We start from the raw sequence: 15,181 nt of genomic DNA, 5'->3' as shown, positions 1-15,181 counted from the left end.
CTCTCAAGACTTGTCTGGATTGTCTTCTAGCAGATGATCCGGCGGATCGAAGGTCTTCGTTGTCCGCAGCACCGGAAACACCCGTGCCCATGCCGCCACGGTCAGGACCGCGCCCACTCCGCCAAGTACCACGGCGGCCACCGGCCCGATCAGGAAGGCCAGACTGCCGGAGAAGAAATCGCCAAATTCATTGGATGCCGAAATGGTCATCTGCGACACCGAGGACACCCGGCCGCGCTTGTCATCAGGCGTGTGCAGCTGGATCAGCGACTGGCGGATATAGACCGAGAACATGTCCGCGCAGCCAACGACGAACAGCATCGCCAGGCTGAGCGGCAGGTTGGTGGACAGGCCGAAAATCACCGTCGCGGTGCCGAACACCGCCACCGCCCACAGCATCTTGGGGCCGACATTGTTCTTCAGCGGACTGAAGGAGAACCACAGGGCGGTGAGGCCCGCGCCAATGGCAGGGGCCATCGCCAGCTGGCTGAGGCCCGACGCGCCCACCTGCAATATGTCGCGCGCATAGACCGGGAACAGCGCCGTGGCCCCGGCCAGGAACACCGCGAACAGGTCCAGCGTGATCGATCCCAGCACCATCTTGTTCTGCACCACATAGGCCAGCCCCTCGACGATCTGGCCAATCGGTTTCTTCGCGCCATTGATAACCGAACGCGGCACTTGCCCGATAAAGCTGAGCGAGATGATCGCCAGCGCGAACAGGGATGCCGAAACCGCATAGGGCAGGTAGGGCGCTTCCTCATACAGCCGTCCGCCGATGGCCGGACCGATGATCATGCCCGCCTGCCAGGCGATGGAGGACAGGGCGATGGCGTTGGGAAGCAGCGCGGCCGGCACCAGATTGGGGGCAAGCGATCCCAGCGCCGGGCCGGAAAATGCCCGCGCCACGCCCAGCGCCACGGCCACGCCGAACATGATTGGAATGGACACCGCATCGTGCCATGTCACCAGCGCCAGCGTGACGGCGCAGGCCAGCTGCAGCAGGATCATCATGCGTGCCAGGTTGCGCCTGTTAAACCGATCGGCGGCCAGCCCGGAAAACGGCGTGAGCACAAACAGCGGGGCGAATTGCAGCAGGCCGATCAGCGCCAGCTGGCCCGACGCGCCGCCCACGCTCATCCCGGCATCGCGGGCGATATTATACGTCTGCCACCCGATGATGAGGAGCATGGAATACTGCGCCAGAGTCATGGCCAGACGCGCGATCCAGAAGGCGCGGAAATTGCCTATGCGGAACGGGGATTTCGGAGGGTCGGAAAGTGCAGGTTCGCTCACACCCGCGCAATGGCAGTGCGCCGGACCTTTGCCAAGATATTAGCTGTGAACCGGGTGAAAGCTCAGCTGCGTCTGCGCAGTGCCGGATTGGGTTGCAGCTGGCGGATCATCGCCATGAAATCATCCACGCGGATGATGCGCTCAAACTGGAAACCGGCGCGTTCATCGGCAACCCAGATGCAATAGGCCTCGATCCGGCCGACCACGGGCAGACGCACGATCAGCCTGTCACCACGCGCCACGGCAGGAGCGCTGTCGACCATGAATCCATGCGCGGAAATATTGCAGATATGCATCTTGATGTCGCCATCAGCGCGATGCTCGGCAATTACCGGGTAATCGACCGGGTGGCGCGTAGAGCGCCGCAAGTCGGTTACGGAAAGCTGTGCCCCGTTACCCATCGTCCGCGATCCTCCGTTTTTATGTCGCTGGAGAAAGGCAATGCCAGCAAATGCTGGACAAACAGTAAAGGATCAAATTCCCCGCAGAATTGCGTGCTTTTTCTTGCCCAGGCTGAGCTTGCGTTCGGTGCCGGCGGGCACTTCGATCAGCAAACCGGCATCATCGGCGACCACGTCGTCGATCTTTACCGCGCCTTCGGCAATCTTGCGCTTGGCCTCGCCATTGGATGCGGTGAAGCCCAGTGCGGTGCAGGCCGCGCCCAGACGAATGCCCTCCGTCGGCACTTCCAGCACCGGCAGATCGGCACCCAGTCCGCCGCCGGAAAAGGTCTGCGCGGCGGTCTGTTCCGAAGCCTTGGCCGCGTCTTCCCCGCGCACCAGCGCCGTTACCGCATTGGCCAGAATGGTCTTGGCCGCGTTGATCTCACTGCCTTGCAGCTGTTCAAGCCGGGCAATTTCGTCGAGCGGAATGTCGGTGAACAGGCGCAGGAAACGGCCCACGTCGCGGTCATCGGTGTTGCGCCAGTATTGCCAGAAGTCATAGGCGGGCAGCTGCGCCTCGTTCAGCCACACGGCACCCGCCGCAGTCTTGCCCATCTTGGCACCATCGGCGGTGGTCAGCAGCGGCGTGGTCAGGCCGTACACTTCCTTGCCGTCCATGCGGCGGGTCAGCTCTATCCCGTTGACGATATTGCCCCACTGGTCCGATCCGCCCATTTGCAGGCGGCAACCATAGTGCAGCGCCAGCTCGCGGAAATCATAGGCCTGCAGGATCATGTAATTGAATTCAAGGAAGGTGAGCGGCTGCTCCCGGTCGAGCCGCAGCCTGACCGAATCGAACGACAGCATGCGGTTGATGGTGAAATGCGGGCCAACCTCACGCAGCAGTTCGATATAGCCGAGCTGGGAGAGCCAATCGTCATTATTGACCATGATGGCATCGGTCGGCCCATCGCCGAACGTCAGCAACCGCTCGAACACCGTACGGATGGAGGCGATGTTCTGGTCAATCGTCTCGGACGTGAGCATCTGGCGGCTCTCATCCTTGCCCGATGGATCGCCCACCTTGGTGGTGCCGCCACCCATCAGCGCAATCGGCTTGTGACCGGCCTGCTGCAACCGCCGCAGCATCATGATCTGGACCAGGCTGCCAACATGCAGCGACGGGGCAGTAGCGTCGAAACCGATATAGCCGGGCACAACCTGTTTCACTGCCAGCGCATCCAATGCGCCAGCATCGGTCAGCTGGTGGATATATCCCCGCCCGGACAGCAGGTTGAGGAGGTCAGACTGGTATTCGCTCATGGTTTTTCCGCTTTCAAATCGGGGCGCCGCGTAGCATGCGAGGGCTGACATGCAAACGCATCAGCTTACGCCTCATCCGCTATTTTCACCGCAGTGTGTCCGCTCGGTCGAGGCGAAGCTGGGTATTGTCGGCCATTGGCTGCAATTGCGCTGGCGGGTGGAAGGCAGCGCAAAGGTGGTCCTGCCGCCATTCACGGGCCGCCAGCGGCGCGATGAACTGTGGCGCACCACCTGCTTCGAACTGTTCGTCAAGCCGACGAACGGGCAGGCCTATGCCGAGTTCAATTTCGCCCCGTCGGAGGCATGGGCCGCCTATGACTTCACCTCCTGGCGCGAAGGCGCGAGTGAGCGTGCGATCAGCCATGACCCGGTGATTACTCCGCGCGCGGGGCGTGACCTGCTGATCATGGACGTGGCGATTCCCCTGAGCGACCTTCCTGGCCCGGCATCTCTTCGGCCAGATATATCGATGACGGCGGTGATCGAGGAGGAGGGCGGCCACATCTCCTATTGGGCGATGGCGCATGGCGATCCCGGCAAGCCCGATTTCCACGATCCGGCTTGCTTTGCGGCAAAGCTTGCGCCACCCGAAGCGCCATGAAATTCGGGATAGATCGCCTGCTGGCAGAGCGGGAATTGCAGGCCGCACTGGAAGGAAAACGCGTTTCGCTGGTGGCGCATCCCGCCTCGGTGACGCTGGACCTGACCCATTCGCTCGATGCGCTGATCGCGGCGGGGATCAACGTCACCTCCGCATTCGGCCCACAGCATGGGCTGAAGGGCGACAAGCAGGACAATATGGTGGAAACGCCCGACGAGGTGGACCCGCAATACGGCATTCCGGTGTACTCGCTGTACGGGAAAGTGCGCCGGCCCACCGCCGCCATGATGGACAGCGCCGATGTGTTCCTGTTCGATCTGCAGGACCTGGGCTGCCGTATCTACACCTTTGTCACCACGTTGCTTTATCTGCTGGAGGAGGCCGCCAGCCACGGCAAGCAGGTGTGGGTGCTCGATCGCCCCAATCCCGCAGGTCGCCCGGTGGAAGGCACCTTGCTGCTGCCGGGGCAGGAAAGCTTTGTCGGCGCCGGTCCCATGCCGATGCGCCACGGGCTGACGATGGGCGAGATGGGCCAGTGGTTCATCCGCCATTTCAATCTCGACGTGGAATACCGCGTCATCACCATGCATGACTGGTTGCCGCAGGCCGGCCCGCGCAATCGCATGGGCGGTTTCGGCTGGCCGGAGGACCGCATCTGGATCAACCCCAGCCCCAATGCCGCCAGCCTCAACATGGCCCGCGCCTACGCCGGAACGGTGATGCTGGAAGGCACCAATCTGAGCGAGGGCAGGGGCACCACCCGCGCGCTGGAAGTGCTGTTCGGCGCGCCAGACCTCGATGCCAGGTCCGTGCTGGGCGAGATGGCCCGAATCGCGCCCGAGTGGCTGGCCGGATGCGCCTTGCGCGAATGTTACTTCACCCCGACTTTTCACAAACACAAAGACATGTTGTGCAGCGGGCTGATGGTTCATGCCGAGGGGCAATTCTACGACCATGAGGCGTTCAGGCCATGGCGATTGCAGGCGCTGGCGTTCAAGGCCATCCGCACACTGCACCCGGATTATGAAATCTGGCGCGATTTTCCCTATGAATACGAGTTCGACCGGCTGGCTATCGATGTAATCAACGGCGGCCCCGCCTTGCGCGAGTGGGTGGACGATGAAGCCGCGCAGCCGGGCGACCTGGACCGGATCGCTGCAGTTGACGAGGCGCAATGGCGCAGCGAAATCGCCGATCTATTGCTCTACTGAACAGACAGAAACGGCGGGCATAAAGGGAGAGACCATGCTCAGATATTACAGCTTCGGACCGGGCGCCAATTCGCTCAAGCCCATGCTTGCGCTTTATGAAAAGGAGCTGGAGTTCGAGCACAAGCTGCTCAACCCGGCGAAGTTTGAACATCATTCGGACTGGTACAAGGCCATCAATCCGCGCGGGCAGGTCCCGGCGCTGGAGGACAATGGCCGGATCATCACCGAAAGCACTGTGATCTGCGAATATCTGGAAGATGCCCATCCCACCGCGGTAAAGCTGCGTCCGGCGGACCCATACGATGTGGCGCAGATGCGCATCTGGACCAAATGGGTGGACGAATATTTCTGCTGGTGCGTCTCCACCATCGGGTGGGAAAGACATGTCAGCAAGATGGTGAAATCGCTGTCCGATGCCGAGTTCGAGGACGTGGTGAAGAAGATTCCCGTGCCCGAACAGCAGGTGAAATGGCGCCGCGCGCGCGACGGCTTCCCCAAGGATCTGCTGGATGAGGAAATGCGCAAGATCGCTGTTTCCGTGCGCAAGCTGGACGATCATCTGGCGGACAATGAATGGCTGGCTGGCGGTGTCTATTCACTCGCCGATATCTGCAATTTTTCCATCGCCAACGGCATGCAGTTCGGCTTTGCGGAACTGGTGAACACGCAGGACACGCCGCATCTGATGCGCTGGATCGAACAGATCAACGAACGGCCCAACGTGAAGCGCGTGTTCGCCAACGTCCCGCGCGAGTTCTAGCTCTCGGGCCGGTTTTCGCTGAGGATCGCCTGTGCAAGGGCGATAAGGTTCAGTTCGGAAACCGGCTCGTCCGGATTGTTCCAGCCCAGCGTCAGTACCCAGAATTCACCAGCCTGACTGCGCAACAGCCAGCTGAGGTTGAGCACGCCGGGCTCCGATCCGCCCTTGAAGCCGACATAGTCCCAGCCTGCAAAATTATCCTGCGCCATACCCTTGTTGACGCCCAGGATACCCAGCGCGACCTCGTCATCCGCCAGCCTGGCGAATATCCGGGCGATGTCATGGGGACTGGCAAACCATTCTATATTGATGAAGCGCGGGCCTGCGCTGAACACTCTCTGGATATCGCTGACGGGCGCATCCCGGCCTTCCAGCGTCTGCAATACCGCCAGCCTCTCAGCCGCACCGGCGGAGGAATACTGCTCCAACGCGGCATCATCGACCAGCTTCATCATGAACAACTCACGGGTCTTCATGAAGGGCAGGGACAGCGCCGGATCGGAATTGCCCGATGCGACCAGCTCGGCCTCCACAGCATCGCGGCCGAGCACGGTGATCAGTTGATCGGTGGCGGTGTTGTCGCTGATGGAGATCATCATGGTGGCCAGCGTGTGCAGGGTCACGGGCGATCCGCGCGGCCATTCCTGAAGCTGCCCGCTGGGAAAGCTGCGCTCGGACAGTTCGACAATATCGGCCCAATCGCGCTCTCCGGCAGCGATCGAGCGCGAGAGGGCGGACAGGACGTAGAGCTTGAAGGCCGAACCCAGCGCCAGCGGGTGATCCGCATTGTGCGCAGCCAGAACCTCGCTTCCATCAAGCCGCGCAAGCAGCATGTTGGTGGTGCCCGGCAATGCGGCCAGTTGCTCCGCCGGTGACAGGCCTTCTGCGTTCACCGGCTCAAACCTGTTGAGTAACAGACCGGCCACTCTGAACGGCTCGGAGTTTTCCAGCTGCATCTGACCGTGCCCGATCATTCTTTCAAAACGCAAGGCAATTTCCGCACCGCCTGTTGTGCCGGTGGGCGTGACGCTTTCCACCCCCTGCAACGCGCCGAACTGTCCGTTCATCTGCTGGGTCATGGTGCGCAATTGCGCTTCGGGGACCTGCGCCAGGAAGCTTGGCGCAAACACATCGGCCAGCGGAAGGTCCTCGTTTAGCGCTGCCACGACATCGCTCGCGCGCTGCTCAAGCCGCGCCGCATTGGCATCCGGATTATCCTGTGCCGAGGCAGTGGAAGGCAGGATCACCAGCGCGATTGCCAGGATTATTTTGCGGAACATGAAGCTCTCCCATGATGGCCAGTGACCAATGCGCGCCTATCTATTAGCCAATTGGCTAAATGATAGCAAGCAGCACCGCCGTGAAACCACTGCCATGCATGGGTAGTCATCGGAGCGGGTGGTTCATCACCCGAACGCGCAAAATTTATGCGTCGATCAGATCCCGGTCCAGCTCACCCGCGCGGTTCTGGATGAAATTGAAGCGGTGCTCCGGGTTGCGGCCCATCAGCTGGTCGACCAGTTCCTTCACCGCAAAGCGCTGCTCATGTTCGGCGGGCAGGGTAATGCGGATCAGGCTGCGGGTCCTGGGGTCCATAGTGGTTTCACGCAATTGGCCGGGATTCATCTCCCCCAGACCCTTGAAGCGCGCGACTTCCACCTTCTTGCCCTTGAACACGGTCTCTTCCAGCTCCGCCCGGTGCGCGTCGTCGGCGGCGTAGCGGCTCTCCTTGCCAGAGGTCAGGCGGTAGAGCGGCGGCTGGGCCAGGTAGAGATTGCCGTTTTTCACGATCTCCGACATTTCCTGGAAGAAATAGGTCATCAGCAAAGTGGCAATATGCGCGCCGTCGACATCGGCATCGGTCATGATGACGATGCGGTCATAGCGCAGCGCTTCGGGGTCACAATCCTTGCGCGTGCCGCAGCCAAGCGCCAGCGCCAGATCGGCGATTTCGCTGTTGGCGCGGATCTTGTCCGCCGTGGCGCTGGCGACGTTGAGGATCTTGCCGCGAATGGGCAGAATGGCCTGCGTCTTGCGGTTGCGCGCCTGCTTGGCACTGCCGCCGGCGCTGTCACCCTCGACAATGAACAGCTCGGTTTCGGCGTCCGTCTCACCCGAACAGTCGGTCAGCTTGCCGGGCAGGCGCAGCTTCTTGGCATTGGTGGCGGTCTTGCGCTTGACCTCGCGCTCGGCCTTGCGGCGCAGGCGCTCATCCATCCGCTCCATGACAGAGCCGAGCAGCGCGCGGCCACGCTCCATATTGCCCGACAGGAAATGGTCGAAATGATCGCGCATGGCGTTTTCAACCAGGCGCGCGGCTTCGGGAGACGTCAGGCGGTCCTTCGTCTGGCTCTGGAATTGCGGATCGCGGATGAACACGCTGAGCATGATTTCCGACCCGGTCATCACATCGTCGGCGGTAAGCTCCTTGGCCTTTTTCTGGCCGATCAGCTCCCCAAATCCGCGCAAGCCCTTGGTCAGCGCGGCGCGCAGGCCCTGTTCGTGCGTGCCGCCATCGGGGGTGGGCACGGTGTTGCAATACCAGCTGGTCGATCCGTCGGACCACAGCGGCCAGGCAATCGCCCATTCCACGCGGCCCTGATCATCGGGAAAGTCCTGGCTGCCGGCGAAGAACTCGCTGGTCACGCATTCACGCTCGCCCACCTGCTCGCGCAAATGGTCGGACAGGCCGCCGGGGAACTGGAAAACCGCTTCTGCCGGGACATCCTCGGAGGTCAGCGATTCAGCACATTTCCAGCGGATTTCGACACCGGCAAACAGATAGGCCTTGGACCGGGCCAGCTTGAACAGCCGCGCGGGCTTGAACTGCCGGTCGCCGAATATCTCCGTATCGGGCGTGAAACTGACGGTGGTGCCACGGCGGTTGGGGGTGGTGCCGATCTTCTCTATCTGCCCAAGAGCAAGCCCGCGCGAAAAGCTCTGCGCGTAAACTTCCTTGTTGCGCGCCACTTCCACGCGCGTGTCCGATGACAGCGCGTTGACCACGCTGACGCCCACGCCGTGCAGGCCGCCCGACGTGGCATAGGCCTTGCCGGAGAACTTGCCGCCGGAATGCAGCGTGGTGAGGATGACCTCCAGCGTGGACTTGCCGGGAAACTTGGGATGCTCGTCAATCGGCATGCCGCGGCCATTGTCTGAAATGGTCAGGCGGTTGCCTTTTTCCAGTATCATTTCGATGCGGTTGGCATGGCCCGCCACCGCTTCGTCCATCGAGTTGTCGAGCACTTCGGCGGCGAGGTGATGCAGCGCGCGGTCATCGGTGCCGCCGATATACATGCCGGGACGGCGGCGCACGGGCTCCAGCCCTTCCAGCACCTCGATAGAGGAGGAATCATAGTCGCCGCCGGACGCGGGCATCTTGTCAAACAGATCGTCGCTCATGAACTTGCTATAGGCCCCCGGAATCCGTGGCCACAAGCGGCGCGGGGGAACTTATCGTCAGTCAGAACTGCGTCGGTGCCGGATCGACGGTGGAGAAACCGCCATTGTCGACCTGGCGCACTTCCATCGCCCGCTCCCCAATGCCGTTGCTGCGGAAGCGCAGCGGGCCATCAAGCCCGATAAAGCCATCGGGATCGAGCATCTGGCCGGTGGGGAAGCTGGTCCCCGGCCGCCAGTCCCGCGCCACGCGCAAGGTCAGCAGCACCGCATCATAGCCCAGCGTGGCAATGCGATAGGGCTGCGAGCCGAAGCGCGATTCGTAAGCAGTCACGAACTGGCGATAGCGGCGATCCGAAACGGCGGAAAACCATGCGCCTTCCATCGCAGCGGCGCGGGTCAGCGTGGTTTCCCCGCTCCACAATTCCGGGCCGATGATCGATGGCAGGACTTCGCCGGCATCCTTCAGCTCGCTGGCGGCCATCGCGGCGAGCCTTGCACCATCGGCGATCAGCACGGTGTCAAACCCGCCGCGCTGGTCAAGCCGGGCAGCGGCAGAGACGATGGAGGTATTCCCACGGTCAAAGGTTTCGGCCACCACCAGGCGGGCGCCGCCGCGATCGACCGCGCGCTGCAACGATGCCACTGCGCGCTGGCCGTATTCGCCGGTGGGCACCAGCGCGGCAAAGTTGCGCGCACCCTGGCTGATGGCAAAGGCGACAGTACGGTCGATCGACTGTTCAGGCACATGGCCCATCACGAACACATCGGGCTCGGCCACCGAAATATCGTTGGAAAAGGTGATCAGCGGCACGTTGGCGGAGCGCGCCTGAGCCAGCACGGCGGCGACATTGTCACGCTGGAGCGGCCCCAGAATCAGCTGGTTGCCATCGGCAATGGCGCGCGATGCGGCGCGCCCGGCACCCGCTTCGGTATCATAGGTTGTGATGCGCAGATTTTCCGCATTGGTATCGAGCAGCGCCATGGTGGTGGCATTGGCAATCGACTGGCCAACGTCTGCATTGGCACCGCTCAGCGGCACCAGCAGGGCCACGCGGTGGCGGCCTTCGTCCTGCGGCAGGGCGACATCGGTCGGAACCTGCGTGGTGGTATCCACCGGAGCGGTGGTCTGCACCCCGCCGCCATCAGGAATGACCTGACACGCCGCGAGCGTAATGGAGAGTAACGCGACAGCCAAACCGCGCCTGAAATTGCCGAACATGCTTGCTGCCTCCGCACGACCTGGTTCATGGAGCAATCGTGACTGATGCATCCGAACCACAAAAACTTGATCCCGGCCTCTATATAGTCGCCACCCCGATTGGCAATCTCGGCGACATCACTTTGCGGGCAAAGGACGTGCTGGCGCGCTGTGACGCGGTCGCCTGCGAGGATACGCGCGTCACCGGCAAACTGCTGAAACTGCTCGGCCTCTCGGCCCGTTTGTGGCGCCATGACGACCATGCATCGTCGCAGGACCGGGCGCGGCTGATCGAAAACATGCACCATCAGGCGATCGCGCTGGTCAGCGATGCGGGTATGCCGCTGGTATCCGATCCCGGCTATCGGCTGGTGCGCGATGCGCGCGAGGCGGGCATCACCATCACCGCCTTGCCGGGGGCGAGCGCGCCGCTGCTGGCACTGGCGGTATCGGGCCTGCCCAATGACCGCTTCCTGTTCGCCGGCTTCCTGCCGCCCAAGGACAAGGCGCGGCGCGATATGCTGGAGGAGCTGGCGGGCATCCGCTCCACGCTGATCTTCTTCGAGACCGCCCCCCGGCTGATCAAGTCGCTGGAGGCGATCAACGATGTGCTGCCGGGGCGCGAAGTGGCCGTGGCGCGCGAACTGACCAAGATGCATGAGGAATGCCGCACCGCATTGCCGGCTGAGCTAATCGCCCATTACACCGCGTATCCGCCACGCGGAGAGATCGTGCTGGTGGTCGGCCCGCCCGGTGATGTCGATCAGCGCGACATGGATATCGATGCGCTGCTGCTGGAGGCGCTGGCCGATCACAAACCCTCGCAAGCCGCCGCTCAGGTGGCGAAGCTGAGTGGGCAGGACCGGCGCGAGCTTTATGCCCGGGCGCTGGAACTGCGCGGGCAATGAAGCGCCAGAAGGCCGAACAGCGCGGACGGCAGGGAGAGGCGAGGGCGGCGGCGTGGCTGCGGCTGAAAGGCTGGTCCATCATCGATACCCGTGTGAAGACCCCCGTGGGAGAGATTGACCTTGTGGCGCGGCGCGGCGGGCTGATCGCCTTTGTCGAGGTCAAATGGCGAGCGAAGAAGGAAGACCTGGATTTCGCCATCGACGAATATCGCCTGCGCCGCGTGGCTGCCGCAGCGGGCAGCGTAGCCCATAAATACGCCACACAGGGCGAAGACCTGCGCGTGGACGTGATCCTGCTTGCACCCGGCAGCTTCCCTCGCCACATCACCAATGCCTGGCAACCTTGAGGAAATTCGATGTCATTGCGCGTAGCTGTCCAGATGGACCCGATGGAGACCATCAACATCGCTGGAGATTCCAGCTTCGCGCTGATGCTTGCGGCGCAGGCGCGCGGGCATCAGGTGTGGCATTATGACGTCACCACCATCGCCTATGACTGCGGGCGCATAACCGCATGGGCAAAGCCGGTGACGGTGCAGCGCGTGCTGGGCGATCATTTCAGCGCGGGCGAATTGCGCAAGATCGATCTGGGCGATGATATCGATGTGATCCTGATGCGGCAGGATCCGCCGTTTCACCTCGGCTATATCAGCACCGCCCTGCTGCTGGACAGGCTGAAGGGCACCACGCTGGTCAGCAACGATCCGCGCGAAGTGGTCAATGCGCCGGAAAAGATGTTCGTGCTCGATTATGCGCGCTTCATGCCGCCCACGCTGATCGCGCGCAGGCTGGAGGATGTGCAGGCGTTCCAGCAGCAACATGGCGCGGTGGTGGTCAAGCCTTTGCACGGCAATGGCGGCAGGGCGATCTTCAAGCTCGACGCAGAGGGAACAAATCTTTCCGCCCTGATCGAAGTGTTCAACCAGACCTGGCCAGAGCCGCACATGGTTCAGCCATTCCTTCCGCAGGTATCGCAGGGCGACAAGCGCATCGTGCTGGTGGATGGCGAATATGCAGGGGCTATCAACCGCAAGCCTGGTGAGGGCGAGTTCAGATCCAACCTGGCGCAGGGCGGCTATGCCGAAGCTGCCGGATTGACTCCGCAGGAAGAGGAAATCTGCGCGGCGATGGGACCGGAACTGAAGCGCAGGGGGCTGGTGTTCGTGGGGATCGACGTGATCGGCGGCCAGTGGCTGACCGAGATCAACGTCACATCGCCCACCGGGATCGTCGCCATCGACGCTTTCAACGGCACTGATACACCAGGGATGATCTGGGACGCGCTGGAGCGCCGCCACGCCGCCATGAAGTCATCTTCAGGCTAAGTTGAAGTTACATTAACCATGTTGTCGCGAACCATTTCGCGTGCTGTTCGTTAGGCGGTTATGGACAAGCTCATCATCGAGGCAATCGAGCAGGGGGGCTACGTTGGCATCTTCCTGCTGATGGTGCTGGAAAACGTCATTCCGCCCATTCCATCCGAAGTCATCATGGGCATCGGCGGGCTGCTGGTCCAGCGCGGCGATATGGCGTTCTGGCCGCTGCTGCTGATCGGCACATGCGGCACGATGGTGGGCAATTACATGTGGTACTGGATCGGCGACAGCTGGGGCTATGAACGGCTGGAACCGATCGTGGACCGGTGGGGCCGCTGGCTGACGGTGGATTGGGAAAGCATCGTCCACGCGCAATTGTTCTTCGTGCGCCATGGCCACTGGGTGGTGCTGATCCTGCGCGTTTCGCCGTTCTTCCGCACGCTGATTTCGCTCCCCGCCGGGCTGGCGCACATGCCGCGGATGAAATTCCTCATCTTCACCTTTGCCGGATCGCTGGTGTGGAATGCGCTGCTGATCAAGGGCGGCGAATGGCTGGGCCATTATTTCCAGGATTCGCAGCACATGCTGTCGCTGATCATCCTGGGGATCATCGGCGTGGGACTGGCTGGATATATCTGGCGGGTGCTTCGCTGGTCACCGCGCAAAAGCGTGGTTGAGAAGCAAGGCGCAGGCGAGGGAAGCAGCGGAGAAGGTGCCGGAGACGGCGGCGGGGCTTAATCCTTCTCGCGCGGATGGGCATTGCGATAGCTGTCCAGCAGAGTGGCCGCATCGACCTTTGTATAGATCTGCGTGGAGCCGAGGCTGGCATGGCCCAGCAATTCCTGCAGGCTGCGCAGATCAGCGCCCGCGCCCAGAAGGTGCGTGGCGAAGGAATGGCGAAGCGCGTGCGGCGTGGCAGTGGACGGCAGGCCCAGCGCGATCCGGGCGCGGGCCATTGCCTTTTGCACCATGCCCTGACTCAGCGTGCCACCCTTCTGACCGCGAAACAGCGGCTGGTCGGGGACCATCGGCCACGGACAGGCCTCGGCATATTGCGCCACGCTTTCGCGCACGATGGGAATCAATGGGACTACGCGCTGCTTGCCGCCCTTGCCGGTGACACGCAGTGTTTCGCCCAGCGGCAGGTCCGAACCCTTGATCGACAGCGCCTCGGCAATGCGCAGCCCGGCACCATACATCAGCAGCAGCACCGCCCGGTCGCGCGCGCCGATCCAGCCTTCCTTGGCGCTTGCCTCCACCAGATCGGCCATGTTGGACGCATCGTCGGGTGAGACAGGGCGGGGCAGGCCCTTCTTGACGCGCGGCCCCCGCAGGCGCGGCGCACTGGCATCTTCCGCGCCCACCTGCTCGCGCGCAAAGGCGAGAAAGTTCTTGAGCGCCGACAACTCACGCGCCGCCGAGACATTGGACAGCCCCTCCGCCCGCCTGTTGGCCAGATGCAGGCGCAATGCCGGAGCCTTCAGCCGGGCGAGGCTCTGCCAGTCCTGCGCACCGGTCGCATCCAGCAGCCTGTTCGCGGCGGAGAGATAGGCGCGCACCGTATGGTCGGACCGCCGCCGGGCATTGGCAAGATGATCGCGCCATTGCTCCAGCAGATCGGCCTTGCTCATGCCGCCACCAGCGCATCAGGCACGATCCGTGGCAGCAGCGCGTCGAGCAGCGGCATTCCCTGCGGCGTAATGCCGATCAGGCTGCCTTGCCGCCATGCGAAGCCCAGTGCGATCAGCCTGTCCACAGCAGCGCCGTCCACAAGGTCGCCCTCGGCAATGGACAGGCGAGCGGAAAGCTTGCCCAGGTCCAGCCCCTCACGCAGGCGCAGGCCCATCAGCAGCGCCTCTGTCGCCTGATCGTTGGCGGTGACGGGATTTTCCAGCTGACAGCCGGAACCGCGATCTTCCACCGCCGCCAGCCAGTTTTCCGGCTTCTTGTGCCGCTGCGTGGCCATGCCGCCGCGCCTGCCATGTGCGCCGGGGCCGATCCCGACATAATCCTGATAGCGCCAGTAGGTGAGGTTGTGGCGGCTTTCCTCACCGGCGCGCGCGTGGTTGCTGATTTCATAGGAGGGCAGGTCGGCGGCCGACGTCATATCCTGCGTCATGGCGAACAGGTCCGCCGCCGCATCGTCATCCAGCGGATCGAATTCGCCGCGCCGGACCATGCTGGCAAAGCGCGTGCCCGGCTCTATCGTCAGCTGGTAAAGTGAGAGGTGGCCGGTGCCGAATGACAGCGCGCGCCCAAGCTGCTGCTGCCATTGGTCCGGGGTCTGGCCGGGCAGGGCATAGATCAGGTCAAAACTGACGCGCTCAAACGCCTTCTGCGCCACTTCCAGCGCGTTCAGCCCCTCCTGCGCATTGTGCAACCGGCCCAGAAACCGCAGTTTTTCGTCATCGAGCGATTGCAGGCCGAGCGAGACGCGGTTGATCCCCGCCAGCGCCAGATCGGCAAACTTGTCTGCCTCCACCGATGATGGATTGGCCTCCAGCGTAATCTCTATACCGGGCGCAAAGCCCCACAGTCGCTCCGCCTCGCGCAGCAACGCTTCGACCAGCGATGGCGGCATCAGCGATGGCGTTCCGCCGCCGAAAAAGATCGATTCCAGCGGCTCCGACCCGGCGATGTCAGCCTCTATCCGCATATCGGCCAGCAAGGCCGCCTGCCAGCGCGCCACGTCCACACTGTCCCGCACATGCGAGTTGAAATCGCAATAGGGGCATTTGGCGAGGCAGAAGGGCCAATGGATATAAAGCGCGCGGGCCATGCGC

The 15,181-nt window shown here is 62.7% G+C and carries 15 protein-coding genes; 7 read left to right on the top strand and 8 right to left on the bottom strand.

Annotation, left to right across the window (positions count from 1 at the left end; all coding sequences use genetic code 11):
* Window positions 1-3: 3 nt before the first annotated feature.
* From ABDZ98_RS10285 to tyrS, 3 genes are all read right to left on the bottom strand, one after another.
* Window positions 4-1,296, bottom strand: a complete 1,293-nt coding sequence (locus tag ABDZ98_RS10285) for an MFS transporter (RefSeq protein ID WP_343807292.1) — start codon at window positions 1,294-1,296, stop codon at window positions 4-6.
* Between the two features lie 62 nt (window positions 1,297-1,358).
* The gene (locus ABDZ98_RS10280) at window positions 1,359-1,697 is read right to left on the bottom strand and encodes a PilZ domain-containing protein (protein ID WP_343807289.1); all 339 of its coding nucleotides are present in this window, start codon (window positions 1,695-1,697) and stop codon (window positions 1,359-1,361) included.
* A gap of 72 nt (window positions 1,698-1,769) precedes the next feature.
* Complete coding sequence (gene tyrS / locus ABDZ98_RS10275) at window positions 1,770-3,002, bottom strand: tyrosine--tRNA ligase (RefSeq protein ID WP_343807286.1); 1,233 nt, start codon at window positions 3,000-3,002, stop codon at window positions 1,770-1,772.
* 49 nt (window positions 3,003-3,051) lie between these two features.
* Between tyrS and ABDZ98_RS10270 the strand changes: the two genes are divergently transcribed.
* The 3 genes from ABDZ98_RS10270 to ABDZ98_RS10260 are packed head-to-tail and all read left to right on the top strand — an operon-like array spanning window position 3,052 to window position 5,574.
* Window positions 3,052-3,603, top strand: coding sequence for a DOMON-like domain-containing protein (locus ABDZ98_RS10270; protein ID WP_343807283.1), 552 nt, complete (start codon window positions 3,052-3,054; stop codon window positions 3,601-3,603).
* Window positions 3,600-4,814, top strand: coding sequence for an exo-beta-N-acetylmuramidase NamZ family protein (locus ABDZ98_RS10265; protein WP_343807280.1), 1,215 nt, complete (start codon window positions 3,600-3,602; stop codon window positions 4,812-4,814). The genes ABDZ98_RS10270 and ABDZ98_RS10265 overlap by 4 nt, the downstream gene beginning before the upstream one ends.
* A 34-nt stretch (window positions 4,815-4,848) precedes the next feature.
* Complete coding sequence (locus ABDZ98_RS10260; protein WP_343807278.1) at window positions 4,849-5,574, top strand: glutathione S-transferase family protein; 726 nt, start codon at window positions 4,849-4,851, stop codon at window positions 5,572-5,574.
* Here ABDZ98_RS10260 and ABDZ98_RS10255 read toward each other — a convergent pair.
* The 3 genes from ABDZ98_RS10255 to ABDZ98_RS10245 form a co-directional block, all read right to left on the bottom strand.
* Window positions 5,571-6,854, bottom strand: coding sequence for a serine hydrolase (locus tag ABDZ98_RS10255; RefSeq protein ID WP_343807275.1), 1,284 nt, complete (start codon window positions 6,852-6,854; stop codon window positions 5,571-5,573). The two genes, ABDZ98_RS10260 and ABDZ98_RS10255, sit on opposite strands and share 4 nt — an antisense overlap.
* Before the next feature lie 145 nt (window positions 6,855-6,999).
* Window positions 7,000-8,976: a DNA topoisomerase IV subunit B gene (gene parE / locus ABDZ98_RS10250; RefSeq protein WP_343807272.1), complete on the bottom strand. Its 1,977-nt coding sequence runs from the start codon at window positions 8,974-8,976 to the stop codon at window positions 7,000-7,002.
* 61 nt (window positions 8,977-9,037) lie between these two features.
* Entirely contained in the window at window positions 9,038-10,195 is a 1,158-nt protein-coding gene (locus ABDZ98_RS10245; protein ID WP_343807269.1) for a penicillin-binding protein activator, read from the bottom strand.
* Window positions 10,196-10,233: 38 nt separating this feature from the next.
* On the opposite strand from ABDZ98_RS10245, the gene rsmI reads away from it, so the two are divergent.
* Genes rsmI through ABDZ98_RS10225 form a run of 4 tightly spaced genes read left to right on the top strand, consistent with a single transcriptional unit; the run spans window position 10,234 to window position 13,136 of the window.
* Window positions 10,234-11,082, top strand: a complete 849-nt coding sequence (rsmI, locus tag ABDZ98_RS10240; protein WP_343807266.1) for a 16S rRNA (cytidine(1402)-2'-O)-methyltransferase — start codon at window positions 10,234-10,236, stop codon at window positions 11,080-11,082.
* Window positions 11,079-11,429, top strand: a complete 351-nt coding sequence (locus ABDZ98_RS10235; RefSeq protein ID WP_343807263.1) for a YraN family protein — start codon at window positions 11,079-11,081, stop codon at window positions 11,427-11,429. Before rsmI ends, ABDZ98_RS10235 begins: the two co-directional genes overlap by 4 nt.
* A 9-nt stretch (window positions 11,430-11,438) precedes the next feature.
* Entirely contained in the window at window positions 11,439-12,407 is a 969-nt protein-coding gene (gene gshB / locus ABDZ98_RS10230) for a glutathione synthase (protein WP_343807260.1), read from the top strand.
* 60 nt (window positions 12,408-12,467) lie between these two features.
* Window positions 12,468-13,136, top strand: coding sequence for a DedA family protein (locus ABDZ98_RS10225; RefSeq protein ID WP_343807257.1), 669 nt, complete (start codon window positions 12,468-12,470; stop codon window positions 13,134-13,136).
* Here ABDZ98_RS10225 and ABDZ98_RS10220 read toward each other — a convergent pair.
* Complete coding sequence (locus ABDZ98_RS10220; RefSeq protein WP_343807254.1) at window positions 13,133-14,029, bottom strand: tyrosine recombinase XerC; 897 nt, start codon at window positions 14,027-14,029, stop codon at window positions 13,133-13,135. The genes ABDZ98_RS10225 and ABDZ98_RS10220 overlap by 4 nt on opposite strands.
* On the bottom strand, window positions 14,026-15,177 hold the full coding sequence (gene hemW / locus ABDZ98_RS10215) for a radical SAM family heme chaperone HemW (RefSeq protein ID WP_343807251.1): 1,152 nt from the start codon (window positions 15,175-15,177) through the stop codon (window positions 14,026-14,028). The genes ABDZ98_RS10220 and hemW overlap by 4 nt, the downstream gene beginning before the upstream one ends.
* Between the last annotated feature and the right edge of the window lie 4 nt (window positions 15,178-15,181).

The organism is Alteraurantiacibacter aestuarii (assembly GCF_039523595.1).
Classification (GTDB): domain Bacteria; phylum Pseudomonadota; class Alphaproteobacteria; order Sphingomonadales; family Sphingomonadaceae; genus Alteraurantiacibacter; species Alteraurantiacibacter aestuarii.
Note: the sequence above shows the minus strand (reverse complement) of the source record. Positions and strands in the feature narration are given on the sequence as shown.

Excerpts from the sequence above, each read along its gene's own strand:
- gshB (WP_343807260.1), top strand. The coding sequence starts at position 11,439 with ATGTCATTGCGCGTAGCTGTCCAGATGGACCCGATGGAGACCATCAAC.
- ABDZ98_RS10220 (WP_343807254.1), bottom strand. The coding sequence starts at position 14,029 with ATGAGCAAGGCCGATCTGCTGGAGCAATGGCGCGATCATCTTGCCAAT.
- ABDZ98_RS10265 (WP_343807280.1), top strand. The coding sequence starts at position 3,600 with ATGAAATTCGGGATAGATCGCCTGCTGGCAGAGCGGGAATTGCAGGCC.
- ABDZ98_RS10260 (WP_343807278.1), top strand. The coding sequence starts at position 4,849 with ATGCTCAGATATTACAGCTTCGGACCGGGCGCCAATTCGCTCAAGCCC.
- ABDZ98_RS10245 (WP_343807269.1), bottom strand. The coding sequence starts at position 10,195 with ATGTTCGGCAATTTCAGGCGCGGTTTGGCTGTCGCGTTACTCTCCATT.
- ABDZ98_RS10235 (WP_343807263.1), top strand. The coding sequence starts at position 11,079 with ATGAAGCGCCAGAAGGCCGAACAGCGCGGACGGCAGGGAGAGGCGAGG.
- tyrS (WP_343807286.1), bottom strand. The coding sequence starts at position 3,002 with ATGAGCGAATACCAGTCTGACCTCCTCAACCTGCTGTCCGGGCGGGGA.
- ABDZ98_RS10280 (WP_343807289.1), bottom strand. The coding sequence starts at position 1,697 with ATGGGTAACGGGGCACAGCTTTCCGTAACCGACTTGCGGCGCTCTACG.
- parE (WP_343807272.1), bottom strand. The coding sequence starts at position 8,976 with ATGAGCGACGATCTGTTTGACAAGATGCCCGCGTCCGGCGGCGACTAT.
- ABDZ98_RS10255 (WP_343807275.1), bottom strand. The coding sequence starts at position 6,854 with ATGTTCCGCAAAATAATCCTGGCAATCGCGCTGGTGATCCTGCCTTCC.
- hemW (WP_343807251.1), bottom strand. The coding sequence starts at position 15,177 with ATGGCCCGCGCGCTTTATATCCATTGGCCCTTCTGCCTCGCCAAATGC.
- ABDZ98_RS10270 (WP_343807283.1), top strand. The coding sequence starts at position 3,052 with ATGCAAACGCATCAGCTTACGCCTCATCCGCTATTTTCACCGCAGTGT.
- ABDZ98_RS10225 (WP_343807257.1), top strand. The coding sequence starts at position 12,468 with ATGGACAAGCTCATCATCGAGGCAATCGAGCAGGGGGGCTACGTTGGC.